The following is a 25355-nucleotide window of genomic DNA, read 5'->3' as shown; positions in this document are numbered from 1 at the left end:
CCTTTCATGTTCGACGCCGTACGCGACGACCTGCGCGTCACCCTCGACGAGATCCGCGCCGCCGGACTGCACAAGCCGGAGCGGGTGATCGGTACGCCGCAGTCCGCCACCGTGGGCGTCACCGCCGGCGGACAGCCCGGCGAGGTCCTCAACTTCTGCGCCAACAACTACCTCGGCCTGGCCGACCACCCCGAGGTCATCGCCGCCGCCCACGAGGCCCTGGACCGCTGGGGCTACGGCCTGGCCTCGGTCCGCTTCATCTGCGGCACGCAGGAGGTGCACAAGGAACTGGAGCGCCGGATCGCCCACTTCCTCGGCCAGGAGGACACGATCCTCTACTCCTCCTGCTTCGACGCCAACGGCGGCGTCTTCGAGACCCTGCTCGGCCCGGAGGACGCGGTCATCTCCGACGCCCTCAACCACGCCTCCATCATCGACGGCATCCGGCTGAGCAAGGCCCGCCGCCTCCGCTACGCCAACCGCGATCTGGCCGACCTGGAGGCCCAGTTGAAGGAGGCGGAGGGCGCCCGGCGCACCCTCATCGTCACCGACGGCGTGTTCTCCATGGACGGTTACCTGGCGCCGCTGGCCGAGATCTGCGATCTGGCCGACCGCTACGGCGCGATGGTCATGGTCGACGACTCGCACGCGGTCGGCTTCGTCGGCCCCGGTGGTCGCGGCACCCCGGAGCTGTGCGGGGTGATGGACCGGGTCGACATCATCACCGGCACCCTCGGCAAGGCGCTGGGCGGCGCCTCCGGCGGCTATGTCGCGGCCCGTGCCGAGATCGTCGAACTGCTGCGTCAGCGCTCCCGCCCCTATCTGTTCTCCAACTCGCTGGCCCCGGTGATCGCGGCCGCCTCCCTCAAGGTCCTCGACCTGCTGGAGTCCGCGGGCGACCTGCGCGAGCGGCTGCACGCCAACACCGCGCTGTTCCGCTCCCGGATGACCGAGGAGGGCTTCGCGATCCTGCCCGGCGAGCACCCCATCGCGCCGGTGATGATCGGCGACGCGGCCGAGGCGGGCCGGATGGCCGAGCTGCTGCTGGAGCGCGGGGTGTACGTGATCGGCTTCTCGTACCCGGTGGTTCCGCAGGGTCAGGCCCGGATCCGCGTCCAGCTCTCCGCCGCCCACTCCACCGAGGACGTGCACCGCGTCGTGGACGCCTTCGTGGCCGCCCGCGCGGCGCTGGAGAGCTGACCGGGCGGTCGCGGGGCACGGTCCGGCCGTGCCCTGCGAAACTGGTCCCATGATCGAAGCACGTCGGCTGCACATCCTGCGGGCGCTGGCCGACCACCGCACGGTGACCGCCGCGGCCGCCGCGCTCTACCTCACGCCGTCGGCCGTCTCCCAACAACTCGCGGCGTTGGAGCAGGAGACCGGCCACCGGCTGGTGGAGCGCGGCGCCCGTGGGGTCCGGCTGACGCCGGCGGGGGACATCCTGCTCGGCCACGCCAACGCCGTACTGGCCCAGTTGGAGCGCGCCGAGGCGGAGCTGGCCGCCTACGACAAGGGTGAGGGGGGCACGGTGACGGTCGCGGCGTTCGCGACCGTCATCGGGTTGGTGCTCGCACCGGCTCTTGCCGAGCTGGCCGCGTCCGCGCCCGACATCCACGTCCGGGTGCGGGACGCGGAGGGGGACGCCAGCCTGCCGATGGTGCTGGACCGGCAGGTCGATGTGGCGGTGGCCGTCGAGTACCGGGGCGCGCCGGACGCGGACGACCCCCGGTTGACGCGCGTCCCGCTGTACGCGGAGCCGTTCGACGCGGTGCTGCCGCCCGGCCACGCGCTGGCCGACGCGGCGGCGGTGCCGCTGTCCGCGCTGGCCAAGGCCCCCTGGATCGGGCCCTATTCGGGCAACCCCTGCCACGACGTGGTCGTCCTGGCCTGCGAGTACGCCGGGTTCCGGCCGCTTCTGACGCACTTCTCCGACGACTTCCGGGCGGTGGTGGCGCTGGCGTCGGCGGGCGCGGGGGTGGCGCTGGTGCCGCGCTCGGCGCTGCGCGGGATGGACCTGGGGGGAGTGGTGGTCCGGCCGGTCGACGGGGTGGCGCCCACCCGTCGGGTCTTCGCGGCGGTGCGGCGCGGGGCGGAGGAGCACCCGTTGTTCCGGCCGGTGCTGGCGGCGCTGCGGACGGCGGCCGCCGCGCAGGAGGGGTGAAGTCGGGCGCGCCCGGGGCGGGTTGAGGCCCGGTGTCCGTTGCGTGGGGTGGGGTCAGGCGTCGGTCCGGCGCGGGGTGCGGCCGGTCCTGGTCCAGGTCGTCAGTTGGCGGGCCGTCCAGGTGGTGACGACCCGGCCGGCGGGGACTCCGCACTCCTCGGCGCGGGCGCAGCCGTAGATCTGCCAGTCGAGCTGGCCGGGGGCGTGCGCGTCGCTGTCGATCGCGAGGAGGGCGCCGGCGTCGAGGGCCTGGCGCAGCAGTCGGCGGGGTGGATCCAGGCGGTCCGGGCGGCAGTTGATCTCCACCGCGGTGCGGTGTGCGGCGCACGCCGCGAAGACCTCCGCGGCGTCGAACGCCGATTCCGGGCGGCCCTTGCCGGTGAGCTGCCGGCCGGTGCAGTGGCCGAGGACGTCCACCAGCGGATTGCGCACCGCGGCCAGCAGCCGGCGGGTCATCGGGCCCCGGTCCATGCGGAGCTTGGAGTGGACCGAGGCGACCACCACGTCGAGCCGGTCCAGGAGTTCCGGTTCCTGGTCGAGCGAGCCGTCGTCGAGGATGTCGCACTCGATGCCGGTCAGCAGTCGGAACGGCGCCAGTTCTTCGTTGAGTTCGGCGACCACGTCCAGTTGCTGACGCAGCCGTTCGGCGGTCAGCCCGCGGGCGACGGTGAGCCGGGGGGAGTGGTCGGTCAGCGCGCACCAGGCGTGGCCGAGGTCGCGGGCGGTCCGGGCCATGGCGGCGATCGGGCTCCCGCCGTCCGACCAGTCCGAGTGCAGATGGCAGTCGCCGCGCAGCGCCCGGCGCAGCGCCCGGCCCCGTTCGCCCTCGACCAGCGGGCCGCCGGCCTCCTGCTCCAGCGTGGCGAGATAGGCGGGGCGTTGCCCGGCGAGCGCCTCCTCGATGACCCGGGTCGTCTTGGGGCCGAGTCCCTTGAGGCGCCCCAGCGTTCCGCGCGCGGCGCGCTCGCGCAGCGCGTCCGGGGGCAGTTGGTCGAGCACGGAGGCCGCGGTGCGGAACGCCTGCACGCGGTACGTCACCGCGCCCTGCCGCTCCAGCAGGAACGCGATCCGGTCCAGGGCCGCCGCGGGATCCATCTCCCCACCGTGCACCGGGTGGGGGCCGGCTGCCACCGCGGTGCGGTCGCCGAACGCCACCACCGCAGTTATGCGAATATGTCCGTTCTCTAGTGGTCGATCCGTTTCCATCGGAATGGCGGGGCATTAGCGGTGACGATTCCGATCAATGTCGCACGGGAAGTCACGGGCAATCATGTTCGGTTAAAACCTCCGTCACACCCGGGTCGTACTGCGGAAACGCGCGGCGGGCTTCGCGGGGTCACGGAGCGCTAGTCGGGCGTTAAGTTCGACGGCCTTCAGGAAATCTGCACACCGAATGCGCAGCCGGCACACGCGCCGGTGTTTCGTGCCGGGGTGCGGTCCGGCCACTCGATGAAGGGCTTCCGGAATGCCCCATTCCGTGCGTCTCGCAACGACGATTCCGCGGAAAGGAAACCGGAGGAGATGTGAAGATGCCTCGACCAAGCCATGGACGTACGTGCACGTCCGGTAATTCATTCGAGCAGTCGCGCCCGGGTCGCCGCTCATCCGATTAGCAGGGCAACCCGCCCGCATGCTTTGATCCATCGCACCGCGGCAGTCGCCGGGGTTTCCCGAAATGGGGACCCGCACTACCGTGGCCGCGGCCGGGCCGGCCACCAGATGGCTCGTCCGCAGTTTTTCTTGCTATTGATCCGTCCGAAGGGAAACACCATGAACAACGCCCAGGTTCAGACCCAGGAAATCTCCGACGCCGACCTGGACAACGTGTCCGGTGGCCTCGTCGGCGGCGTCCTGAACAGCGTCACCGGCACCGTGGACTCCGTCGCCCCCGTCTCGGGCGCGGTCGCCAACGTCACCGGCCTGGTCCAGCAGACCACCGGCCTGGACGTGCAGGGCATCGTCGGCGGCGCGACCAACGGCATCTGATCCAGCCGATCACGTGCCGCCCCGCGGCACGGCCGGCATCGAACGGCCACGACGGTAGTCGGCGCCCCCTCCCTGCCGATCTGCCGCACCGAGTGCCCCGGACAATCCGGCTCCGGCCGGATTCCGGGGCACCCGGCTGTCCACCGCCGGGGCCCGCCGCCGGACCTCCGCGTCGGCGGCGTACTCTCGTACGTCCGTACCAGCCCAGGCAGTTGAGGGAAGAGTGTCGTGCAGTTCCGCCAACAGGCCCTTTCCAAGCTGCAGTCGCCCGAGGAACTCGACCTGCCGGTGCGCTTCGCCCGCCCCCAGGGCTGGTTGGTGCTCACCGTCACCGTCCTCGTCATGATCGCCGCGACCGTCTGGGCGGTCACCGGCACGGTCACCGCCACCCTCGGCGCCCCCGGCATCCTCACCCACGGCCACGGCAGTTACGTCCTCCAGAGTCCGGTCGCCGGCCAGGTCACCACGGTCCTCGCCGAGGAGGGCAAACAGGTCGCGTCCGGCGCCCCGTTGGTCCGAATACGCACCGCGCAGGGCACCACCACCGTCGTCCGCGCGCTCGCCGCCGGCCGGCTGACCAGTTTGGACGCCAGCATCGGCGCGGTCGTCACCACGGGCGCCGACCTCGCCTCCGTGGAGCGGACCAACGGTGCCCAGGACCCGCTGACGGCCACCCTGTACGTCCCGGCCGAGAGCGCCGCCACGCTCCCGGTCGGGGCCCCCGTCGACCTCACTGTCGCCTCCGTCCCCACCCAGCGCTACGGCGTGCTGCGCGGCCACGTCGCCGCCGTCGGCCGCGCCGCCCAGCCCCGGCAACGGATCGCCGCGTTCCTCGGCAGCGCCCAACTCGCCGAGCAGTTCTCCCGCGACGGCCAGCCCGTCGCCGTACGGGTCACCCTCGACACCGCGCGCACCGCCTCCGGCTACGCCTGGTCCACCGCCACCGGACCACCCTTCGGGCTCGACTCCATGGCCCAGGCCACCGCCGCCGTCCACCTGGCCGCGCAGCACCCGATCGATTGGCTGCTCTCGTGACCGCCCCCGACGCCTCCGCGGCGCCCCCGCAGCACCTCCCGCCCGCCGGCCGCGGCCGACACCGCCCCGAGGGCGCGCCGCCCACCCGCCGCCGCAGGGCACCGGACCGCGCCCCCAAGGCGAAGAAGCCGGTCCGCACCTCCACCGTCCTCCAGATGGAAGCGGTGGAGTGCGGCGCCGCCTCCCTGGCGATGGTGCTCGCCCACTACGGCCGGCACGTGCCGCTGGAGGAACTGCGGATCGCCTGCGGCGTCTCCCGCGACGGCTCCCGCGCCAGCAACCTCCTCAAGGCCGCCCGCAGTTACGGCCTGACCGCCAAGGGCATGCAGATGGAGCCGGCCGCACTCGCCGAGGTCCAGGCACCGGCCATCCTCTTCTGGGAGTTCAACCACTACGTCGTCTACGACGGCACGGGCCGCCGTCTCGGCCGCCGCGGCGTCCACCTCAACGACCCCGACAAGGGCCGCCGCTTCGTGCCCGTGGAGGACTTCGACACCAGCTTCACCGGCGTCGTGCTGGTCTTCGAACCGTCCGAGGCGTTCGCGAAGGGCGGCCGGCGTCCCAGTGTCCTGCACGCCCTGCCGGCCCGGCTGCGCGGCACCACCGGCACCCTACTGGCCGCGCTGCTCGCCAGCCTGCTGCTGGTCGGCGTCGGCGCCGCGGTGCCCGCGCTCAGCCGCACCTACATCGACATGTTCCTGATCGGCAACCAGACCTCGCTGCTGGGCCCGCTGTTCGCCGCGATGGCCGCGATGGTGGCGCTCACCGCCGTCCTCACCGGCCTGCAACAGGCCAACCTGCTGCGCGGCCGGATCATCTCCTCCACCCTCAGCAGCGCCCGCTTCCTGCGCCATCTGCTGCGGCTGCCGGTCACCTTCTTCGCCCAGCGCTCGCCCGCCGACCTCGTCCAACGCCTCCAGTCCAACGACGCGGTCGCCGAGACCCTCGCCCGTGACCTGGCAGCGGCCGCCGTCGACGGCGTGGTCGTCATCCTCTACGCCGTCCTGCTGTGGACCTACGATCCCCAACTCACCGTCATCGGCGTGCTGCTGGCCCTGCTCAACGTCGTCGCCATGCGCATCGTCGTCCGGCTGCGCGCCACCCACACCCAGAAGCTGCGCGCCGACACCGCCCGCCTCACCAACACCTCCTACACCGGCCTCACCCTCATCGAGACGATGAAGGCCACCGGGGGCGAGAACGGCTACTTCCGCCGCTGGGCCGGCCAGCACGCCACCACCCTGGAGGTGCAGCAGCGGCTCGGCGTCCCCAGCGCCTGGCTCGCGATCGTCGCCCCCACCCTCGCCACCCTCAACAGCGCGCTGATCCTCTGGATCGGCGGCCTGCGCGCCGTCGAAGGCCACCTCTCCATCGGCCTGTTGGTCGCCTTCCAGGCCCTGGTGACCCGCTTCACCGCCCCCGTCACCCGCCTCAACGGCGTCGCCGGACGCATCCAGGACTTCGCCGCCGACGTCGCCCGCCTCAAGGACGTCGAGAGCTTCCCCGCCGACAGCCACTACTCCCGCCCGGACGCGGACGCCGGCACCCGCCGCCTCAAGGGCCATGTCACCCTCGACGGCGTCACCTTCGGCTACAGCCCGCTCGACGCCCCGCTGTTGACCGGCTTCTCGCTGTCCGTCGGCCCGGGGCAGCAGGTCGCCCTGGTCGGCGGCTCCGGCAGCGGCAAGTCCACCGTCTCCCGCCTGATCTCCGGCCTCTACGCGCCCTGGGAGGGCACTATCCGGATCGACGGACAGCGCCTCGCCGACATCCCGCGCGGCGCGCTGGCCGCCTCGGTCTCCTTCGTCGACCAGGACGTCTTCCTCTTCGAGGGCACCGTGCGGGACAACGTCGCCCTGTGGGACCCCTCCATACCGGACGACGCGGTGATCGCCGCCCTCCAGGACGCCGCCCTCTACGACGACGTCATCGCCCGCCGCCCCGACGGCATCCACAGCCGCGTCGAACAGGACGGCCGCAACTTCTCCGGCGGTCAGCGGCAGCGCCTGGAGATCGCCCGGGCGCTGGTCCGGCGCCCCAGCGTCCTCGTCCTCGACGAGGTCACCAGCGCCCTGGACGCCGGGACCGAGGCGGTCATCATGGACAACCTGCGGCGCCGCGGCTGCGCCTGCGTCATCATCGCCCACCGGCTGAGCACCGTCCGCGACAGCGACGAGATCGTGGTCCTGGACCACGGCACCATCGTCGAACGCGGCCGGCACGAGGAACTGGTCGCCGCCGGGGGCGCCTACGCCCAGTTGGTCAAGGAGCACTGACGTGGCCTCCGCATACCCGTCCCCGGACGCCGGACCCAGTGTGCCGTCGCCCGCGGAACCGGCCGCCGTCCCCGGCGCCGACGCCGTCCGCCACGCCCTGGGCGCCCTCGGCACCCCCGTGGACTGCACCGGGCTGCGCAACGTCCCGCTCGAAGGCCCGCACGTCCTGTGGTTGGTCACCGGCGGCACCCTCGACCTGTTCGCGGTCGACGCCGCACAAGAAGGCCACTGGCACTTCCTCGGCCGCCTCGAAGCCGGCACCCTGCTGCTCGGGCCCGTCCAGGGCCCCCAACACACCCTCGTCGGCCGCCCGTCGGGCGACTGCGGCCTGCGCCGCATCGCGCTGCGCGAACTGCCCCGCCCCGACCACGGCGGCGACCCCCACGCGTACGGATACGACACCCCCTACGGGACGCCGGTCGCCACCCCTGTGGAACACGCCTTCGCGCTCGGCACCGCCCGCGGGCTGGGCGTGCTGTTCGAGGCCCCGTTGGACGGCCGGCCCAGCGACGAGGCGGTGGCCGACGACGATGTGCCGTGGATGCCGGTGCCGCCCGGCAGCGTCCAGTACGGCGCCTCCTACAGCGCCGAGGCCGCCGCCGATCTGCTCGTCGACGCCACGCTGTGGCAGCGCATGGTCAACCAGCAGTACCGGCTGCTGTCCGCCGTCGACCGCTGGATCGAGCAGGAGGAGCGGGCCCACGAGGACCGCGCGGCCGCCGGCATCAAGGCCGGCGAGGCCGTCCGCGAGCGCGCCGACCAGGCGCTGTTGGCCTCCATCGGCAAGGAGCGCGGCCCCCGCACCGCCGCGCGGCGCGACCGGGCCGGCGACGACCTGACCTTCGCGGTCTGCCAACAGGTCGCGGGCGCCGCCGGGATCACCCTCACCGAACCGCCCAAGGGCACCGCGGCCGACGACCGGGTCAGCCCCGTCGAGCGGATCGCCCTCGCCTCCCGGATACGCACCCGCGCCGTCCGCCTCGACGGCCGCTGGTGGCGCGCCGACGCCGGCCCCCTGGTCGGCCACCGCGCCAAGTCCGGCGCCCCCGTGGCGCTGCTGCGGCGGCGCGGCCGCTACGAAGCGGTCAACCCGGCCTCCGGGCTGCGGATCCGGATCGGCAAGGACAACGCCGAGGAGTTCGAGCCGCGGGCGGTGATGTTCTACCGGCCGCTGCCCGAACGCCGGTTGACGCTGTGGCGGCTGATGCGCTTCAGCCTCCGCGGCACCCGCACCGACCTGCGCAACCTCGCCCTGGCCGGACTGGTCACGGTCGCCCTCGGCGCCCTCGTCCCGATCGCCACCGGCAAGGTCCTCGGCGTCTACGTACCGGCGGCCCAGCGCGACCTGATCGTCCAGATCGCGCTCGCCGTCATCGTCTCCAGCGTCGTCGCGGCCGCCTTCACCCTGCTCCAGAACCTCACCGTGCTGCGCGTCGAGGGCCGGATCGAGAGCATCCTCCAACCCGCCGTCTGGGACCGGCTGTTGCGCCTGCCCACCCAGTTCTTCGCCGCCCGCTCCACCGGTGAACTGGCCAGCGCGGCCATGGGGATCAGCGCCATCCGCCGAGTCCTGGCCGGCGTCGGACCGGTCGCCGTCCAGGCCGGCACGGTCGGCGCGATCAACCTCGTGCTGCTGCTCCTCTACAGCGTCCCGCTGGCGCTCGCCGCGCTCGCCGCGCTGCTCGTCATCGGCGCGGTCTTCCTCGTCCTGGGCCTGTGGGAACTGCGCTGGCAGCGCCGCCTGATCGTGCTCGGCAACAAGCTCAACAACCGGGCCTTCCAGACCCTGCGCGGCCTGCCCAAGCTGCGGGTCGCGGCCGCGGAGTCCTTCGCCTACGCCGCCTGGGCGCGGGAGTTCGCCCGCTCCCGGGAGCTCCAGCAGCGGGCCGGCCGGATCAAGAACCTCACCACCGTGCTCAACGCCGTCTACCTGCCGGTCTGTTCCCTGGCGCTGTTCATGCTGCTGGCCGGCCCGGCCCGCGGCACCCTGTCCGCCGGCGCCTTCCTGACCTTCAACACCTCGGTGACGATGCTGCTCACCTCGGTCACCCAGATCACCGGCGCGCTCATCCAGGCCGCCGCGGCGCTGCCGATGTTCGAGCAGATCAAGCCCGTGCTGGACGAGGCCCCCGAGGTCCGCGGCGGCAGCTCCCAACCGGGCGCGCTCTCCGGCGCCCTGGAGACCCGCCGGCTCTCCTTCCGCTACCGCGAGGACGGCCCGCTGGTTCTCGACGACGTCTCCCTCCAGGTGCGGCCCGGCGAGTTCGTCGCCATCGTCGGCCCGAGCGGCTGCGGCAAATCGACCCTGCTGCGCCTGCTGATCGGCTTCGACCGGCCCGTCTCCGGCAGCGTCCTCTACGACGGCCAGGACCTCGGCGCGCTCGACCAGGCCGCCGTCCGCCGCCAGTGCGGGGTGGTCCTCCAGAACGCCCAGCCGCTCACCGGCTCCATCCTGGACTGCATCAGCGGCGCCGAGTCGTTCACCCAGGAAGAGGTCTGGGCGGCCGCCGAGATGGCCGGGTTGGCCGAGGACATCAAGCGGATGCCGATGGGGCTGCACACCATGATCTCCGGCGGCGGCGCCATCTCCGGCGGCCAGCGACAGCGGCTGATGATCGCCCAGGCGCTGGTCCGCCGCCCCCGCATTCTCTTCTTCGACGAGGCCACCAGCGCCCTGGACAACGAGACCCAGCGGATCGTCATCGACAGCACCCGCGCGCTGAGCGCCTCCCGGGTGGTCATCGCGCACCGCCTCTCCACGGTGCTGGACGCCGACCGGGTCCTGGTCATGGCCGACGGCCGAATCGTCGAACAGGGCACCCCCGCCGAGCTCCTCGCCGACACCGGCGGCCGGCTGCACGACCTGGTACGCCGTCAGATGGCCTGAGGGCGGACGGCCTGACGGCGCTCTGGTTGCCGGGTTCCGGGTCGGCCATTCCCGGCATCCGCCCCATCCTCCGCATATGGTGCAGAACGCTCTGAAGTGATCCCACGTGGTGGATGGAGGGCGAGATGCCCAAGGTGAAGCACCTGTTCGATGCGATGCCGCCCGACCGGCGCCGACGGCTGACCGAGCTCGCCCGGCTCGTGTCGCTGCCCCGCGACACCCGCGTCTTCGAGGAGGGCCGCCGCGCCGAGCGGTTCTGGATCATCCGCTCCGGCCGGGTCGCACTCGACCAGCGGGTCCCCGGTCGCCGCGCGGCCGTCGTCGAAACCCTGGGCCGGGACGAACTTCTCGGCTGGTCCTGGCTGTTCCCGCCCTACCTCTGGCACTTCGGCGCCCAGACCCTCGGCCCCGTCGAGGCGCTGGAATTCGACGCGGCCGTCGTCCGCGGCCTCTGCGCGGACGACGCCGTCCTGGGCCGCGCCGTCTACCGCTACGTCGCGGAGACCGTCGCCGAACGCCTCCACGGCACCCGCACCCGGCTCCTGGAGCTCTACGGCCCCCAGGGGAGCGGCGAAGAGGGGCCCTGAGCGCCGGCGGCCGGCCGCCCGCCGCACGTCACCTGTGCCGCCGGACCCACCGCCGGCGGTGCTCCTCCTCTTCCTCCGCCCGCCGCCGACGCCGGGCCTACTCGTCGGCGGCCGCCGGTTGGTCGCTCCCGCTGTCCGGCAGGTCGTCGGAGGTGTGGAAGGTGGAGTGAGGCGTGGTGGAGTGGTGGGGCGCATGCGGGGCGGTGTGATGGTGGGGCGCATGCGAGGTCGCGTAACCGCTCGACGCGTAGTCGCTCGACGCGTGGGTGCCGGACGGGTCGTGGTGCGCAGGGCTGTGGTGGGAGGAGTCGTGGTGCGCAGGGCCGTGGTGTGAGGAGTCGTTGCTCGACGAGCTGTGGCTGTCGTGGCCGTAGCTGCCGTGACTCGAAGTGCTCGAAGCGTCCCAACTGGATGACGAGTCGTGGCTCGACATGTCGTCGCTCATGGCGGGTCCCCGTTCCCCCGTTGTTCGGTGTGCCGTTCGCTCAGGATGACGCGGCGCACGACATGAACGCCAGGGGGCGGGAACCGGAGGCGGTGCCTCCCCGACTACCTGTGCCGGGCCACGTGGGTGGCCCGCGGCCGGCGGACCGGCCGGAGCGTCACAGTGGTAGGGGAGAAGGCCCATGCGCCCAGGAAAGTGGTGCGGACTCGCGGCGGTTGTCGCGCTGGCCGCCACGGCGTGCGGTTCAGGCGGCGGGACACGCGCTACGGGGGCGGACGGCGGTCCACCGGGCCGCGACGGCTTCCCCGTACGGGTCGCCGACTGCAAGGGCGTGGAGACCACGTTCACCGCTCCGCCCCGGAAGATCGTCACCAGCAACGCCGCCGCCCTGGAGATGCTGCTCCGGCTCGGCGCCGGCGACCGGGTCATCGGCACCGGATTCCCGCCCGGCAAGGGGACGTTGCCGGGCGAACTCGGCGCCCGGGCAGCCAAGGTGCCGGTCCTCGGCAAGGCCGTCATCCCGAAGGAGAAGCTGCTGGGCTCCGGCGCCGACCTCTACATCGACACCTTCGCCGCCATGGGCGGGATGGGGGGCATGGGCGGCGCCGGGGACGCCCCGACCGACGAGGAGTTCAAGGCGGCCGGCATCCGCCACGTCTACCTCGCCTCCACCGCCTGCGCCCCGACGGCCAAGGGGCCGCAGCGCGACCTGTCCGGCGTCGAGGGCGACCTGACCCGGCTCGGCGCCGTCACCGGCACCGCGCCACGGGCCCGGGAACTCGTCGCCGGCATGCGCGCCAAGGTCGCCGCCGTCCACAAGGCCGTCGCCGACGTGCCCGAGGCCGAGCGGCCCCGCTACTTCTTCTTCGACTTCGACGCCGGCACCAAGCAGCCGATGGCCGTCTGCGGCAAGCAGGTCGCCAACGCCGTGATCACCCAGGCCGGCGCCCGCAACGTCTTCGGCGACTGCGACGGGGACTTCAAGCCGGTCTCCTGGGAGGACGTCGTCGCTAAGAACCCCGACTGGATCCAACTGGCCGTCCGCGACCGGGGCGACGCGGCCGCCAACGCCGAGGCGTTCGACCAGGCCGCGCAGTTCCTCAAGTCCTTCCCCGCCACCAAGGGCCTGGCCGCGGTCCGCAACGAGCGGTTCCTGCGGATCGGTTCGGAGCCCACCACCCTCGCCGGCACCCGCAACGCCGACACCGTCGAGGAGATCGCGCACACCCTGTACCCGGCGCGGTTCAAGGGGGGCCGCTAGTGGGGGCGCAGCCGCTCGCCCCGGTACGCGAGCGGACGCGCCTGCCGCGCACCGGGCCGCTCGCCCTCGTCCTCGCCGTGGCGCTGGTCGGCGCGCTGACCGCCGCGGTGTCGCTGGGCGCCACCGACCTGCCGCCCGGACACGTCTGGTCGGTGGTGCTGCGCCGGCTCGACGGGGCCGCGCCGCAACCCGGCACGGACGAGCTGATCGTGTGGCAACTCCGCGTTCCCAGGGCCCTGTTGGCCGCCTGCGTCGGCGCCGGCCTCGGGCTGGTCGGCACCGCGACCCAGGCCCTGGTGCGCAACCCGCTCGCCGACCCGTACCTCCTCGGCATCTCCAACGGCGCCTCGCTCGGCGCGGTCGCCGCGATCGTGCTGGGCGCCGGTGCCGGCGGGGCACTGGGGCTCGGCATGTCGGCGGCCGCCTTCGCCGGGGCGCTCGCCGCGTTCGCGCTGGTGTGGGCCATGGCGCGGCGCGGCGGCGGGTTCTCGCCGCTGCGGCTGGTGCTGGCGGGCGTGGGCATCGGCCAGTTCCTGTCCGGCTTCACCAGCTACCTCGTCCTCCAGGCCGGCGACGAACAGCAGACCCGGGGGGTGCTGTTCTGGCTGATGGGCAGCCTGGGCGGGGCCACTTGGGGCGCGCTGTGGCTGCCGGCGCTCGCGGTCGCGGCCGGCCTGCTGCTGCTCCAGGCCCGGGCCCGGGCGATGAACGCCCTGCTGATGGGTGACGAGACGGCGGCCGGGCTCGGCGTGGACGTGACCCGGCTGCGCCGCGAACTGTTCGTGGTGACCAGCCTGTTGACCGGCGTCCTGGTCGCGGTCTCCGGCGCCATCGCCTTCGTCGGCCTGATGGTGCCGCACCTGTGCCGGCTGGTCGTCGGCGGCGACCACCGCCGGCTGCTGCCGCTGTCCGCCCTCACCGGGGCGCTGCTGCTGGTGGTGGTCGACGTCGTCTGCCGAACGGCCCTGGACGGTCAGGAGCTTCCGGTCGGGGTCGTCACGGCGATGATCGGCGCGCCGGCCCTGCTGTTCGTGCTGGACCGGCGGCTGGGGGCCGAACGATGAGGATCGACATCGAGGAGCTGCGGGTCAGTTACTCCGGACGGGACGTGGTCGCCGGGGTGCATCTGATGGCGGCCGCCGGCGAGATCGTCGGGCTGGTCGGCCCCAACGGCAGCGGCAAGTCCACCGTGCTGCGGACCGTCTACCGGCATCTGCGCCCCACCGCCGGCCGGGTCCTGCTCTCCGGAACCGACCTCGCCACCCTGCCCCCCGGCCGCACCGCCCGCCACATCGCGGCCCTCCCGCAAGAGCGTGCCGCCGACTTCGAGCTGACGGTGCGCGAGGTGGTGGCGATGGGCCGCACGCCCTACAAACGGGCCTTCGCCGGCGAGGACGCCACCGACCGGGCGTCGGTGGCGGGCGCGCTCGCCGCCGTCGGCATGGCGGGCACGGAGGCCCGGCGGTTCACCGCGCTCTCCGGCGGCGAGCGGCAACGCGTCCTGCTGGCCCGGGCGTTCGCCCAGGACACGGACGTGCTGGTGCTGGACGAACCCACCAACCACCTCGACGTCCGCCACCAGGTCGAACTGCTGACCCTGCTCCGCGGCCGGGCCCGCACCACCCTGATCTCCCTGCACGACCTGAACGCCGCGGCATCGCTCTGCGACCGCCTGCACGTCCTGCACGACGGCCGGCTGGTGGCCTCCGGACCGCCCCGGACGGTACTGACGCCGGAACTGCTGGCGGAGGTCTTCGGGGTGCGGGCAGCGGTGACGGAACATCCGCTGACGGGGGATCCGTTGATCGCGTTCGATCACCGGGGTGGATAGCGGGCCGAGGGGTGCCCGCAGTCCTCGGGGAGTCGGGGGCTGCGGGCACGGCGGCGTTTACGCCGCAGGAGGGTCGGCGTACGGCTTTGCTGGTGCTGGTGCTGGTGCTGGTGCTGGTGCTGGTGCTGGTGCTGGTGCTGGTGCTGGTGCTGGTGTCGTCGTTGTCGTTGTCGTTGTTGCTGTCGCGAAGTGGCTGGGGTGCCCCTGTCGCAGGACCAGACGGCCCCGCCGCTCGGCGTCCGCCCGGCGCAGCAACTCCCGTCGCCCATCGCCGTGTTCCAGCACGCACGCGTGCCACGGCGTCGTCCACACGTCCGGCGCGTCCAGCAGCCGGATCCCGAACTTGGCCGATCCCCGCGGCTGCGGGTGGATCGACAGCCGCACCGCCCCCGGGTGGTACCCGGCGATCAGCTCGCCCCAGGCCCGGCTCCGCCGAATCACCCCGTAGGCGCGCGCCCGGCACTCCCGCTGCAACGCCGACCGGGTACCGGGGTAGGCGCCGAGGTCGGTGTCCTCGAAGAGGAACCGGGTGATGCCCAAGTACAGCCGCCGGGCGGCCTCATCGGCGCGCGTCTCGGCCCGCAGCGCCGCCAGCGACGGCGCGTGCTCCGCCTCGATACGGGCCCGCTTGGCGTCATAGGGCAGGTCCCCGTATGCGGCACGCAGATCGAAGACGCTCAACCGGGGCGCCAGGCCCTCCTCCTGGAGCAGCGTCCGAAGCCCGTCCCCGTATGCGTCGATGTCGGTGTCCGGTACCCGGATGAGGTCGCTGAAGACGTGCCCGTCCGAGCAGATCACCACCCGGGCGCCGGGTGGGTACACGGCCGCGATACGGGCGCACAGCCCGTCCAGGAAGCGCAGTGCGAGCCGCTCGCCCTCGTCGGGGAGCGGGCCGAGCACCTTCGCGGGGTTGGGGGACTTGCAGGGGAAGCCCGGCAGGGTGAAGGGGATCGGCCGCCCCGCCGCGACCCAGGGGGCCAACTGACGCAGTTGGACGGGGAAAGCGTCCGGGGCGTCGCCGTCGGGGGCGTCGTCCAGGGTGCGCCGGTAGGGGAGGAGGACGCGGAGGATCGCCTCACAGGTGGAGGCGGTGCGGGTGCTGGGGGCGGTGGAGGCGGTGGTGCGGGTGGTGGGTATGGGGTGGTCGGTGTGGGCGGTCCCGAGGGGGTTCGGTGTCAGCATGCGTTGTCCCGGGGTTCCGGTGTGTGCGATGCGTTCCGTGAGCTTGGTGTGCCAGGTGTGGCGGGTGCGCTTGGTGAGTCCGTTGCGCTCGTGGAGCGGGCCGCGGTGATCGGGCAGCCGGTGGCGTACGTGCGGGGACCGGGGGCCTGGTCAGGGGCCAGCTCCGGTTCGTTCCCGCTTCCGGTTCCGGTTCCGTCTCCGTCACTGTCTCCGTACGTCACCGGGAGGTGGTTCACTCCGCGGGCCAGGACCGCCGGGATCCACGGGAGTTGGTCCTCCGGGATGGTCAGGCGGAGGCCCGGCAGCCGGCGGAGCAGGGTGCCCAGCGCGATCTGCAACTCGGCGCGGGCGAGCGCGGCCCCCGGGCAGAAGTGGATGCCGTGGCCGAAGGCGAGGTGCGGGTTGGGCGAGCGGTCGAAGTCGAGGGCGTCGGGGTCGGCGAAGCGACGCGGGTCGCGGTTGGCCGCGCACAGCGAGACGATCACCGAGTCGCCGGCCGGGATCCGCGTCCCGTGCAACTCGCCATCCTCGGCGAAGAAACGCCAGGTCGTCAGCTCGAACGCGGCGTCGTGGCGGAGCAGTTCCTCGACGGCCCGGGGCAACAGCTCGGGCCGGTCGGCCAACGTGGCGAGCTGTTCGGGGTGGCGGAGCAGGGCGACCAGTGCGGTGGTGATCTGGTTGGTGACCGGTTCCTGGCCCGCGACCAACAACTGGAAGATCATCGAGCCCAGTTCCTCCTGGGTCAGCTCGCCCGGGTCGCGACCGGCCACCAGACGGGACAGCAGGTCCGCCCCGGGTGCGCGCCGCTTGTGCCCGACCAGATCGGCGATGTACTGCTGGAGACCGCGCAGCCGCGCCTCGTACGCCGGACGGCCCGGGTCCGCGGGCCCGACCGGCTGCACCACCTTCCCCCAGTCGCGGTCGAAGCGGACCGCGAACTCCTCGGGGAGGCCGATCACTTCGGCCAGCACCCGGAACGGGAAGTGCGCCGCGAACTCCGCCACCAGGTCGGCCCGGCCGACGCCTGCGAACCCGTTCAGCAGCTCATCGGCCAACTCCTGGAAGCGCGGACGGAGCGCCTCCACCCGCTGTGGCGCGAACGCATCGGTGATCATCCGTCGCATCGCGGTGTGTCGTGGCGGATCCTGGTGGAGCAGATGCACCTGGAGTTGCGAGTGCTGCGGCTCCGGCATGATCGAGGCGCGCGCCCGCCAGGCCGCGTTGCCGCGCGAGTGGTGCTTGCCCAACTGCGGGTCGGTCAGCGCCCGTTGGGCCGCCTCGTAGCCGGTGACGAGCCAGGCGCACACCCCGCTGGGGAAGCGGACACGGTGAACGGGGCCGCGCTCCCGCAACTCCGCGTAGAGGGGATAGGGGTCGCGTTTGTAGGCGGGACCGTACAGCTCCACCAGCTCTCTCGACGCTGCCGACTCTGCTGGCTCTGCCGGCTCTACCGGGTGGGTTGCGGTCGGCACCTCGCTCGCGTTCGTCGTCGGGGTCGTCGTCGGCTTCATCGTTGGGGGCGTCGTTGGGGGCGTCGTCGAGTTTCCGGGGGTGGTGGGGGCCGCGGTGTCCATCGGGTCGACGGTGTCCGGCGAGTTGGGGGCGGTGGGTTTCATCTGGTGTTCCTCTGGTCTTCCTCTGACGGGAGATGGGGGGAGGGCGGGCGAGGGCAGGCGGGCGCATCGGCCCGTACGGGGCGTCGGATCGTTCGAGGCGTCGGTTCGTCCGGGACGCTGGCTCGTTCGGGAGGCTGGCTCGTTCGGGGCGTCGGGCGGCTCACACGGCGATCTCCGGCCGGTAGAGGTCGAGCCACAGCGCGAGGTCCACCACGCGTTCCAGCCGCAGCCGATGACCCCACTCCAGCCGTTCCGGCGCGGTCGTCAGGTTGGCGGCGAGGACCCGCTCGTCGACCAGGTCGCGCACCCGCCCGCCGGCCGCGTCCAACGCCTCGCGGGCGAGCTGCTGAAGCCCGCGGTTGTAGTCGGGGTGGTGGGTGGCCGGATAGTGGTTCTTGGCCCGCCACAGCACGGACCGCGGGGCGAGCCCGGCGCCCGCGGCGCGCAGCAGGCTCTTCTCCCGGCCGTCGTGCCGGTGCAGCTCCCAGGGCGCGTTGAAGGCGTACTCGACCAGCCGGTGGTCGCAGTACGGCACCCGCACCTCCAGGCCCCGCGCCATGCTGAGCCGGTCCTTGCGGTGCAGGAGCTGGCGCAGCCACCGGGTCAGCGACAGGTGTTGGAGCTCGCGTTGCCGGTGTTGCGCCGGGCTCTCGCCGTCGAGGTGCGGCACCGCCGCCAGCGCCGCGCGGTAGGTGTCGCGCTGGAACTCCCCGATACGCAACTCCCGGGCCAGGTCCGGGTGGAGCGGCATCGCCGCCTCGTCACTGGTGACCCGCAACCACGGGAACGTGGGGGCGGCCAGCGCCGCCGGATCGTGGAACCACGGGTAGCCGCCGAACACCTCGTCCGCGGCCTCGCCCGACACCGCCACCGTCGAGTGCTCCCTGATCCGGCCGAAGAGCAGGTACAGCGAGGTGTCCATGTCGCCGACGCCGATGGGCGAATCGCGGGCCGCGACCACGGCCGTGCGATGCCCGGGGTCCAGCAGCGCCTGCGGGTCCAGCACGACGGTCTGGTGCGCGGTCCCGATGAACGCGCCCGCCTCGACGGCGTACGGCGCATCGTGCCCGGTGCGCAGCACATCGCCGGTGAAGCGCTCCGCCTGGTCGCTGTAGTCGACGGCGTACGAGCGCAACCGTGCCTCCGGGCCCTCGCGGAGCCGCAGTTCGTCGGCGAGCAGCGCCGTGACGACCGTCGAGTCCAGCCCGCCGGACAGCAGACTGCACCGTGGCACATCGGCCTCCAACTGGGAACGCACCGCGTGCTCCAGCCGGTCGCGGACCCCGGCGGTGGTGGCCGCGAGGTCCGGGTCACCATGCGGCCGCGCGGTCAACTGCCAGTAGAGCCGCTCGGTCAGCCCGTCGCGGTCGAACGCCACCAGGCCGCCGGGCGGCACCTCCCGCACCCCCGCCCACAGTGTCGCCCCTGTCCCGAACACCAGGCCGTACGCCTCCCGGAGCCCCTGCGCATCCACACGAGGTACGCAATCGGGGTGTGCGAACAGCGATTTGGGCTCGGAGCCGAAGACCAGTCCGCCGTCGGGCGTCCGGGCGTAGTACAGCGGCTTGACGCCCATCCGGTCCCGCACCAGCAACAGCCGGTGTGCCCCCGCGTCCCACACGGCGAACGCGTACATGCCCACCAGTCGCTCGGCCAGCCCCGCGCCCCACTCCTGGTAGCCGCGCAACACCACCTCGGTATCGCTCCGCGTCGCGAACTCCCTGCCGGCGGAGCGGAGTTCGTCGCGCAGCGCGTGGTGGTTGTAGACCTCGCCGCTGTAGCTGAGGACGACTGTGTCGCGGGTGGGACTCCCGCTGATCTGTGGGGCGCCAGTGGCGCTCGCCGCCATGGGCTGTGCGCCGCCCTCGATGTCGAGCACGGCCAGCCTCCGGTGCCCGAGCGCGGCATGCGGACCGACCCAGGTACCCGAACCGTCGGGCCCGCGGGGAGCGAGCGCGGCGGTCATCCGCTCGATGACGCGGGGCCGCCGCCCGGGCTCTTCGCCGAACGAAACCCAACCGGTGATGCCGCACATGGGGTGCCTTTCTTTGGGGTGGGGAGGGAAGTGAAGTGGGGGGTGAGGGAGGGGCGGGGTGGGGGTGGGACGGGGTGCGTGGTGCGTGGTGGCATCCGTGTCCGGGGCAACGGCGTTCGGGCTGGCGGCTGGCGGCTGGCGGCTGGCGGCTGGCGGTGTACGACGTGAGGCGTGCCGCTTGGTGGCATGAGTCGCGGAACGAGGGGCCTGGCCCGCGACTACGGCGGCGGCTCGGGGGCCGAGCCCACCGGCGCGGTCGTCGCGGCCCGCCCCGCCGGCCTGACCAGGAGTGCCGCAGCCAACAGCGCCGCCGCCGTGGCCAGTACCGGACCGGTGCGCGTCCCGGCCAGGCTGCCCAAGGCGGTGGCCGCCGCCGGGCCCAGCGCGAAGCCCGCGCTACGGGCGAGTTGGACGGTCGAACCGGCCGTGGCCATCCGCTCCGGCCCCGCCGCATCGAGCACCATCAACTGGGTCGGCCCGCCGTACAGCCCCATGCCGACCCCCGCCACCGCCAGCCGCCAACCCACCTGGAGCGGCGACCAGTCCCCGGCCGCGGCGAGCAGGCCGAACCCGGCGGCGACCAGCGTCGCCCCGGTCACCGCCACCGGCCGGGCCCCGTAACGGTCCGCGAGCCGACCGCCCACCGGCCCCGCCACCGCCATCGCGGCCGGGAACGCGAGCAGCGTCAGCCCGGTGTCGAACGCCGAGACGCCCCGCGCGCGTTGGAGGTGCACCGCCAGCAGGAAGTGCACCGCCGCGAAGGCCACCGCGAGGGCCAGCACGGCACCGTGGATCCCGCCCGTACGGGCCGCCCGCAGCGCGCCGCGCACGCGTCGTCCACCGTCACCCCGGGCCCACAGCACCCCCGGGACCAGCGCCAACCCGCACAGCACCGGTCCGACCCACCCGTCGGTGAACGTCAGCCCGAGCAGCAGCGCCCCGACGGCGGTACCGGCCAGCGCGGCGTCCCGGCACTCGGCCCGCCCGGGCGCGGCCGGCCGTCCGCCCGGCGGGAGCCCGCGGCGGGTCACCCACCAGGCGAGCGCGCACAGCGGCAACTTCACCAACAGGACGGCGCGCCAGCCCCAGTGGTCCAGCAGCACCCCGCCCAACGCCGGCCCGACGACGGCCCCGAGCGGCCCGAGCGTGGCCGGCACGCTCATCGCCCGCCCGCGCAGCTCAGGTCGTACCGCGCGGACCGCCAACAGCGGCATCAACACGAACAGCACCGCGCCGCACGCCCCTTGGAGCAGCCGCGCCCCGATCAGCACCGCGACGGCCGGTGCGGCGGCCGCCGCCGCGCCGCACAGCCCGAAGCCGGCCAGCGCACCGAGCGCCACGGGCCGCAACGGTGCCCGATCGAGCCACCGCCCGGCCGGCAACAGCAGGGCAACCACCGGGAGTTGGTAACCCAGCACCACCCATTGGGCGGCGGCGACCGGAACGTCGAAGCCGCCCGCGATGTCCGGCACCGCCACCGTCATCACGCCCATGTCGAACATGGCCAGGAACGAGCAGATCCCGGCGACGGCGACCAGCCCCCACCGCTCCTCCTGCACCCCCGCCGCGTCCCGTGGCATCGGCCCGTCCTCTCCTTCGGTTCGCCGCACCGGTTCGGTGCGGCGTCTGAGTGGTCGGGTGCGGAACGCTCCCAGTTCCCACCACAACGCGGGCAATTCCGGAACCAGGCCATCGAAATGGGGTGCGGGCAAACCCAGTTAGTCGGCTCGGAACGGCCCCGAGTTCCGCCCCGCGAACGGGACAAACCTCACGCGCCGATCGGCCCCTGATCGTCCGTCCGCCCCAGCTCCGAGCTGCCACGATGACGCGATGACCACCCCAGTACCCGGGGCCTCCGCACCCGACTCCCCGGCACCCGGCCGCGCCCGACGCCCCGTGCTTTCGCCCCGCCCCCTGCCCTTCCGACGGCTGCTGCCGGCCCCCGCGGTGCTCGGCTTCGTCGCGCTCCTTGCGCTGCTGGGCGCCCTCTCGTACGCGGTGGGCAGCGCCGCCGGACCGGTGGCCCCCGGCCTCCACCCCGCCGACCGCACCCGCCCGGGCACCACCGACCCTTCCGGCGGCGACCCCAACATGCCTGGAATGCACGGAATGTCGGCGATGAGTGCAGAGGAGCCCCACGGCGCACGGAGCGTGCCGGGCGCACGGGACGTACTGGACGCACTGGCATTGGGGGACGCACTGGCCACGCGGGGCGCGCTGGCTACGGGGGACGGAGTGACCGCGCGGGATGGAGCGGCCGCGCGGGATGGGCTGGCCGTACGGGATGTGTTGGCCGTACGGGATGTGTTGGGTGTACGTGCCGTATCGGGCGCACGGGGCCTGCTTGACGCACAAGGCGCCCTACGGGTGGTGCAGCCGCCGATGGCAATCACGGCAGCCGCACCCCTCCCCGCCCCGACCCACACGGCACAGGGAGCACAGCGATGACCCCACAACCCCACCCGAGGCCGCACCGACAGAGGCCCCGCCCGACCTCGTCCGGCGACGCCACCCCCGCGCATCCCCCTGCCCAAGACCCCGCCGAGCCCACGGTGGTGGACCCGAGCCGTACCACCACCCTCACCATCGGCGGGATGACCTGCGCCGCCTGCGTGGGCCGAGTCGAGCGGAAACTGGGCCGACTGGACGGCGTCACCGCGACCGTGAACCTGGCCACCGAACGGGCCCGGGTCAGCCACCCCGCAACGGTCACCGTCGACGAGCTCATCGCCACCGTCGAGGCCGCGGGCTTCACCGCCCACCTCCCCGCCCCCGCCCCCTCCCCACCCACCCCCCTCCCGGACCCGCCGCCTCTGCCACCCGCCGCGTACGACCACGACGCTCCCTCCCGCGGTAGCGCCTCCCAGGACAGCACTACCTGCCACAGCACTGCCCGCGACGACGACGGCCTTGGTGCCGACCGCCACAACAGTGACGGTGCTGATGCCGACAGCCGCCGCAACGACTCTCCCGGTGCCCCCCGCCACAGCAACGTCAGCCGCGTTGTCGACCGCCACAGCAACGGCCGTTCCGGTGCCGACCGCCACAGCAACGACAGCTCTGCTGCCGCCCGCCGCAACGACGATGGCTCCGGCGCCAGCCGCCGTAACAACGACGACCCCGGTGGCCAGCGGCACACCGACGCTCGCCATGGCGACCAGCCCCACGACGACGCCCGCGCTGCCGGCTACTCCAGCGCCCGCGCAGCTGCTCGCACCGACTCCCGCTCCGGCTTCGGCTCCGGCTTCGGCTCCGGCTTCGGCTCCCGCTTCGGCTCCCGCTTCGGCTTTGGCTCCCGCTCCCGGGCCGTCACCGATGCGGACACCCGCACCAAACGCGGCGCTGAAGTGGACACCGATGCCGGCACCGGCACCGATGCCGATGTCGTCGCCCGTGTCGCTGTCCAGGCTGAGCGTCGTCGGCTGTTGGTGACCGCTCTCCTCTCGCTCCCCGTCCTGTTCCTGTCGATGGTGCCCGGTTGGCAGTTCCGGAACTGGCAGTGGCTCTGCTTCGTGTTGGCCGCCCCCGTTGCCGTGTGGGGCGCGGCTCCCTTCCACGCCCGTGCGCTGCGCGGCCTCCGGCACGGTGCCGCGACCATGGACACCCTGGTGTCCCTCGGCGTCGCCGCGTCGTTCGGCTGGTCCACCTACGCGCTGTTCCTCGGGGGCGCCGGCGCGCCGGGGATGACCATGCCGTTCAGCCTGCTGCCCACGGCGGGCGACGGCACCGCCCACCTCTATCTGGAAGCCGCCGTCGGCGTCCCGTTGTTCGTGCTGGCCGGGCGGCGGATGGAGGCTCGGGCCCGGCGCGGCACCGGCGCCGCGCTCCGCTCCCTGGCGGAACTGGCCGCCAAGGAGGTCTCGGTGCGCGGGGCGGACGGCTCCGAACGCCGGGTTCCTATCGGGTTGTTGAGGGTCGGTGAACGGTTCCTGGTGAGGCCGGGCGAGCGGGTGGCCACCGACGGCACCGTCGTCAGCGGCAGTTCGGCCCTGGATCTCTCCCTGATCAGTGGTGAGAGCCATCCCGTCGAGGTCGGACCAGGCGATGAGGTGGTCGGTGGCGCGGTCAACTCCGGCGGTCTGCTGGAGGTGCGGGCCGATGCGGTGGGCGGCGACACCCAACTGGCCCGGATCACCCGGCTCGTCGAGGACGCCCAGACCGGCAAGACCCAGGCCCAGCGGCTCGCGGACGCGGTGGCCGCGGTCTTCGTCCCTGCCGTGCTGACCATTGCGGTCACCGTCCTGGGATTCTGGCTCGGCGCGGGCGCCGACGCCCAGGCCGCGGTGACCGCCGCGGTTGCCGTGCTCGTCGTCGCGTGCCCGTGTGCCCTGGGTCTGGCGACCCCGACCGCGCTGCTGGCCGCCACCGGCCGGGGCGCCCAACTCGGCATCCTGGTCAGTGGTCCGGCGGCGCTGGAGCGCCTGCGCCGCATCGACACCGTCGTCCTCGACAAGACCGGTACCCTCACCACCGGCCGGATGACCGTCAGCCACTTCACGCCGCGGGCCGATGGTCTCGACCCGGATGATGTGCTGCGGCTCGCCGCGACTGTGGAGCAGGGCTCCGAGCACCCCGTGGCCCGCGCCGTCGTCGCGCACGCCCGTGAGTCACTCGGGACCGAGCGCCCCCTCGAACCGGCCGCCGCCGTCCGCGACTTCGCGGCCACGCCCGGATACGGGGTCCGCGGCATGATCGACGGGCGCATGGTGACCGTCGCCCGGCCGCCGGACGACCTCACCCGACTCCCGGACCCGCTACCGGAAGCGGTCCGCGCCGCCGAGTCCGCCGGCCGCACCGCGGTCCTCGTCACCGTCGACGACACCCCGGAAGCCGTCCTCACCCTTGGCGACTCGCTGCGGCCCGACGGATACCGCGCCGTGGACCACCTGCGTCGGCTGGGCCTTCGACCGGTGCTGGCCACCGGGGACCGTGCGGCCACCGCCCACGCGATCGCCACGCAACTCGCCATCACCGAGGTCCACGCCGAAGCCCGTCCCCAGGACAAGGCCGCGCTGGTCACCACCCTGAAGGAACAGGGGAGTCGGGTCGCCGTCGTGGGCGACGGGGTCAATGACGCGGCGGCGCTCGCCCTCGCCGACCTCGGCATCGCCATGGGCAGCGGCACCGACGCCGCGATCGGGGCCGCCGATGTCACCCTCGTCCGCGAGGACCTCCAGGCCATCGCCGACGCCGTGCGCCTCGCGCGTCGCACACTCGCCACCATCCGTATCAACCTCCTCTGGGCGTTCGGATACAACCTCGTCACGGTGCCGCTCGCCGCCGTCGGGCTGCTCAACCCGATGCTCGCGGCGGCCGCCATGTCCGCCAGCTCCCTTCTCGTCGTCGGCAACAGCCTGCGCCTGCGCGCCTGGCAGCCGTCTGCCGCTGCGCGGACGGCCCGCCGTCGCCCCGTCCACTCGGACTCGGCCCGTCACCTCGCCGCCTCCTCGTCGGGCGACGACCTCAACAACGCACCCCGCAACAGGGGAACTTGGGAGACCGTATGAATCGCTCTCACCTCGCTGCCGTCGCCGTGCCGGTCGTCACCTGCCTGGCGACCCTTGGCACTCTTACTGCCTGGGCCGCCACCGGGAACGCGGGCGCCCCCGCCCGTCTGACCGCTGCCGAGGGCCGCGTCCTGATCCCTGCCGGGAACGACGCCACCGCCGCCTTCTTCACCCTGCGCAACTCCGGCGCCGCGGACGATGTCCTCACCGCCGTCACCGGCCCGCCCGGTCACCGCGCCATGCTCAGCCGCGACGTTCCCGTCGGGCGCAACGCCCGGTCCATGGCGATGGTTCAGGGCGCCACCGTGCCCGCCGGGGGCACACTGGTCATGACGCCCACCACCCTCGACATCATGATCAGTCCGCCGCCCCGGCTCGCCCCCGGCGACCGCCTCGCCTTCACCCTGCACTTCCGCGACAGCCCACCCCTCACCGTCCACGCCCGAGCGGTGCGCCCCGGCCAAGAGCGCACGGCGGACGCGGCGGGGTGAGGCGTGGTGTGGTGATGCGTGGTGAAGTGGCGGGAGAAGGCGTGGCGCGGGGAGA

Annotated in this window: 18 protein-coding genes and 1 pseudogene; 13 read left to right on the top strand and 6 right to left on the bottom strand. The window is 73.4% G+C overall.

The features are described 5' to 3' along the window. The first annotated feature begins 6 nt into the window (after positions 1 to 6). Entirely contained in the window at positions 7 to 1200 is a 1194-nt protein-coding gene (locus ACIQU6_RS07005; protein WP_403480588.1) for a glycine C-acetyltransferase, read from the top strand. A gap of 49 nt (positions 1201 to 1249) precedes the next feature. Further along, complete coding sequence (locus ACIQU6_RS07000) at positions 1250 to 2161, top strand: LysR family transcriptional regulator (RefSeq protein ID WP_274917503.1); 912 nt, start codon at positions 1250 to 1252, stop codon at positions 2159 to 2161. 54 nt (positions 2162 to 2215) lie between these two features. On the opposite strand, the gene ACIQU6_RS06995 is transcribed toward ACIQU6_RS07000, so the two are convergent. Then, positions 2216 to 3256, bottom strand: coding sequence for a PHP domain-containing protein (locus ACIQU6_RS06995; protein ID WP_403480662.1), 1041 nt, complete (start codon positions 3254 to 3256; stop codon positions 2216 to 2218). 675 nt (positions 3257 to 3931) lie between these two features. On the opposite strand from ACIQU6_RS06995, the gene ACIQU6_RS06990 reads away from it, so the two are divergent. The 5 genes from ACIQU6_RS06990 to ACIQU6_RS06970 all read left to right on the top strand — a co-directional run bounded on the left by ACIQU6_RS06990 (position 3932) and on the right by ACIQU6_RS06970 (position 10932). After that, positions 3932 to 4147, top strand: a complete 216-nt coding sequence (locus ACIQU6_RS06990) for a type A2 lantipeptide (protein WP_403480587.1) — start codon at positions 3932 to 3934, stop codon at positions 4145 to 4147. Positions 4148 to 4375: 228 nt separating this feature from the next. Beyond that, positions 4376 to 5182 (top strand): HlyD family efflux transporter periplasmic adaptor subunit, encoded by an 807-nt coding sequence (locus ACIQU6_RS06985; RefSeq protein ID WP_403480586.1) that lies wholly within the window; start codon positions 4376 to 4378, stop codon positions 5180 to 5182. Then, positions 5179 to 7458, top strand: a complete 2280-nt coding sequence (locus ACIQU6_RS06980; protein ID WP_403480585.1) for an NHLP family bacteriocin export ABC transporter peptidase/permease/ATPase subunit — start codon at positions 5179 to 5181, stop codon at positions 7456 to 7458. Before ACIQU6_RS06985 ends, ACIQU6_RS06980 begins: the two co-directional genes overlap by 4 nt. Before the next feature lie 40 nt (positions 7459 to 7498). Then, positions 7499 to 10345 (top strand): NHLP bacteriocin export ABC transporter permease/ATPase subunit, encoded by a 2847-nt coding sequence (locus tag ACIQU6_RS06975; RefSeq protein WP_403480661.1) that lies wholly within the window; start codon positions 7499 to 7501, stop codon positions 10343 to 10345. A gap of 125 nt (positions 10346 to 10470) precedes the next feature. Continuing rightward, positions 10471 to 10932 (top strand): cyclic nucleotide-binding domain-containing protein, encoded by a 462-nt coding sequence (locus tag ACIQU6_RS06970; protein ID WP_403480584.1) that lies wholly within the window; start codon positions 10471 to 10473, stop codon positions 10930 to 10932. Between the two features lie 97 nt (positions 10933 to 11029). Here ACIQU6_RS06970 and ACIQU6_RS06965 read toward each other — a convergent pair whose 3' ends face one another. Next, positions 11030 to 11377 (bottom strand): hypothetical protein, encoded by a 348-nt coding sequence (locus ACIQU6_RS06965; protein ID WP_403480583.1) that lies wholly within the window; start codon positions 11375 to 11377, stop codon positions 11030 to 11032. Positions 11378 to 11558: 181 nt separating this feature from the next. Between ACIQU6_RS06965 and ACIQU6_RS06960 the strand changes: the two genes are divergently transcribed. The 3 genes from ACIQU6_RS06960 to ACIQU6_RS06950 are packed head-to-tail and all read left to right on the top strand — an operon-like array spanning position 11559 to position 14469. Further along, on the top strand, positions 11559 to 12638 hold the full coding sequence (locus tag ACIQU6_RS06960; RefSeq protein WP_403480582.1) for an ABC transporter substrate-binding protein: 1080 nt from the start codon (positions 11559 to 11561) through the stop codon (positions 12636 to 12638). Next, positions 12638 to 13702, top strand: a complete 1065-nt coding sequence (locus tag ACIQU6_RS06955; RefSeq protein WP_403480581.1) for a FecCD family ABC transporter permease — start codon at positions 12638 to 12640, stop codon at positions 13700 to 13702. The genes ACIQU6_RS06960 and ACIQU6_RS06955 overlap by 1 nt, the downstream gene beginning before the upstream one ends. After that, the gene (locus ACIQU6_RS06950; RefSeq protein ID WP_403480580.1) at positions 13699 to 14469 is read left to right on the top strand and encodes an ABC transporter ATP-binding protein; all 771 of its coding nucleotides are present in this window, start codon (positions 13699 to 13701) and stop codon (positions 14467 to 14469) included. Before ACIQU6_RS06955 ends, ACIQU6_RS06950 begins: the two co-directional genes overlap by 4 nt. A 57-nt stretch (positions 14470 to 14526) precedes the next feature. Here the strand turns inward: ACIQU6_RS06950 and ACIQU6_RS06945 are convergent, their stop codons facing one another. From ACIQU6_RS06945 to ACIQU6_RS06930, 4 genes and pseudogenes are all read right to left on the bottom strand, one after another. Beyond that, positions 14527 to 15651 (bottom strand): L-tyrosine/L-tryptophan isonitrile synthase family protein, encoded by a 1125-nt coding sequence (locus ACIQU6_RS06945; protein WP_403480579.1) that lies wholly within the window; start codon positions 15649 to 15651, stop codon positions 14527 to 14529. Positions 15652 to 15860: 209 nt separating this feature from the next. Continuing rightward, positions 15861 to 17162 (bottom strand): annotated as a pseudogene (locus tag ACIQU6_RS06940) (cytochrome P450); the annotation flags it as partial. A gap of 265 nt (positions 17163 to 17427) precedes the next feature. Then, the gene (gene asnB / locus ACIQU6_RS06935; protein WP_403480578.1) at positions 17428 to 19302 is read right to left on the bottom strand and encodes an asparagine synthase (glutamine-hydrolyzing); all 1875 of its coding nucleotides are present in this window, start codon (positions 19300 to 19302) and stop codon (positions 17428 to 17430) included. Positions 19303 to 19520: 218 nt separating this feature from the next. Continuing rightward, a complete protein-coding gene (locus ACIQU6_RS06930) occupies positions 19521 to 20882 on the bottom strand; it encodes an MFS transporter (RefSeq protein ID WP_403480577.1) in 1362 nt (453 codons plus the stop codon). A 250-nt stretch (positions 20883 to 21132) separates the two neighbouring features. Here ACIQU6_RS06930 and ACIQU6_RS06925 point away from each other — a divergent pair, with 250 nt between their 5' ends. From ACIQU6_RS06925 to ACIQU6_RS06915, 3 genes are read left to right on the top strand one after another with little or no spacing between them, the layout of a single operon-like run. After that, positions 21133 to 21750, top strand: coding sequence for a hypothetical protein (locus tag ACIQU6_RS06925; protein ID WP_403480576.1), 618 nt, complete (start codon positions 21133 to 21135; stop codon positions 21748 to 21750). Further along, positions 21747 to 24809: a heavy metal translocating P-type ATPase gene (locus ACIQU6_RS06920; protein WP_403480575.1), complete on the top strand. Its 3063-nt coding sequence runs from the start codon at positions 21747 to 21749 to the stop codon at positions 24807 to 24809. Before ACIQU6_RS06925 ends, ACIQU6_RS06920 begins: the two co-directional genes overlap by 4 nt. Next, a complete protein-coding gene (locus ACIQU6_RS06915; RefSeq protein WP_403480574.1) occupies positions 24806 to 25300 on the top strand; it encodes a copper chaperone PCu(A)C in 495 nt (164 codons plus the stop codon). Before ACIQU6_RS06920 ends, ACIQU6_RS06915 begins: the two co-directional genes overlap by 4 nt. Positions 25301 to 25355: the final 55 nt, after the last annotated feature.

The organism is Streptomyces sp. NPDC090442 (genome assembly GCF_044769405.1).
GTDB lineage: Bacteria > Actinomycetota > Actinomycetes > Streptomycetales > Streptomycetaceae > Streptomyces.
The sequence above is the reverse complement of the archived record's forward strand: the minus strand, read 5'-3'. Positions and strand labels throughout refer to the sequence as shown.

What these genes read in the sequence shown, in the direction of transcription:
- ACIQU6_RS06965 (WP_403480583.1), bottom strand. Translation starts at nt 11,377, where the DNA reads ATGAGCGACGACATGTCGAGCCACGACTCGTCATCCAGTTGGGACGCT.
- asnB (WP_403480578.1), bottom strand. Translation starts at nt 19,302, where the DNA reads ATGTGCGGCATCACCGGTTGGGTTTCGTTCGGCGAAGAGCCCGGGCGG.
- ACIQU6_RS06945 (WP_403480579.1), bottom strand. Translation starts at nt 15,651, where the DNA reads ATGCTGACACCGAACCCCCTCGGGACCGCCCACACCGACCACCCCATA.
- ACIQU6_RS06990 (WP_403480587.1), top strand. Translation starts at nt 3,932, where the DNA reads ATGAACAACGCCCAGGTTCAGACCCAGGAAATCTCCGACGCCGACCTG.
- ACIQU6_RS07000 (WP_274917503.1), top strand. Translation starts at nt 1,250, where the DNA reads ATGATCGAAGCACGTCGGCTGCACATCCTGCGGGCGCTGGCCGACCAC.
- ACIQU6_RS06950 (WP_403480580.1), top strand. Translation starts at nt 13,699, where the DNA reads ATGAGGATCGACATCGAGGAGCTGCGGGTCAGTTACTCCGGACGGGAC.
- ACIQU6_RS06915 (WP_403480574.1), top strand. Translation starts at nt 24,806, where the DNA reads ATGAATCGCTCTCACCTCGCTGCCGTCGCCGTGCCGGTCGTCACCTGC.
- ACIQU6_RS06920 (WP_403480575.1), top strand. Translation starts at nt 21,747, where the DNA reads ATGACCCCACAACCCCACCCGAGGCCGCACCGACAGAGGCCCCGCCCG.
- ACIQU6_RS06930 (WP_403480577.1), bottom strand. Translation starts at nt 20,882, where the DNA reads ATGCCACGGGACGCGGCGGGGGTGCAGGAGGAGCGGTGGGGGCTGGTC.
- ACIQU6_RS07005 (WP_403480588.1), top strand. Translation starts at nt 7, where the DNA reads ATGTTCGACGCCGTACGCGACGACCTGCGCGTCACCCTCGACGAGATC.
- ACIQU6_RS06970 (WP_403480584.1), top strand. Translation starts at nt 10,471, where the DNA reads ATGCCCAAGGTGAAGCACCTGTTCGATGCGATGCCGCCCGACCGGCGC.
- ACIQU6_RS06995 (WP_403480662.1), bottom strand. Translation starts at nt 3,256, where the DNA reads ATGGATCCCGCGGCGGCCCTGGACCGGATCGCGTTCCTGCTGGAGCGG.
- ACIQU6_RS06925 (WP_403480576.1), top strand. Translation starts at nt 21,133, where the DNA reads ATGACCACCCCAGTACCCGGGGCCTCCGCACCCGACTCCCCGGCACCC.
- ACIQU6_RS06960 (WP_403480582.1), top strand. Translation starts at nt 11,559, where the DNA reads ATGCGCCCAGGAAAGTGGTGCGGACTCGCGGCGGTTGTCGCGCTGGCC.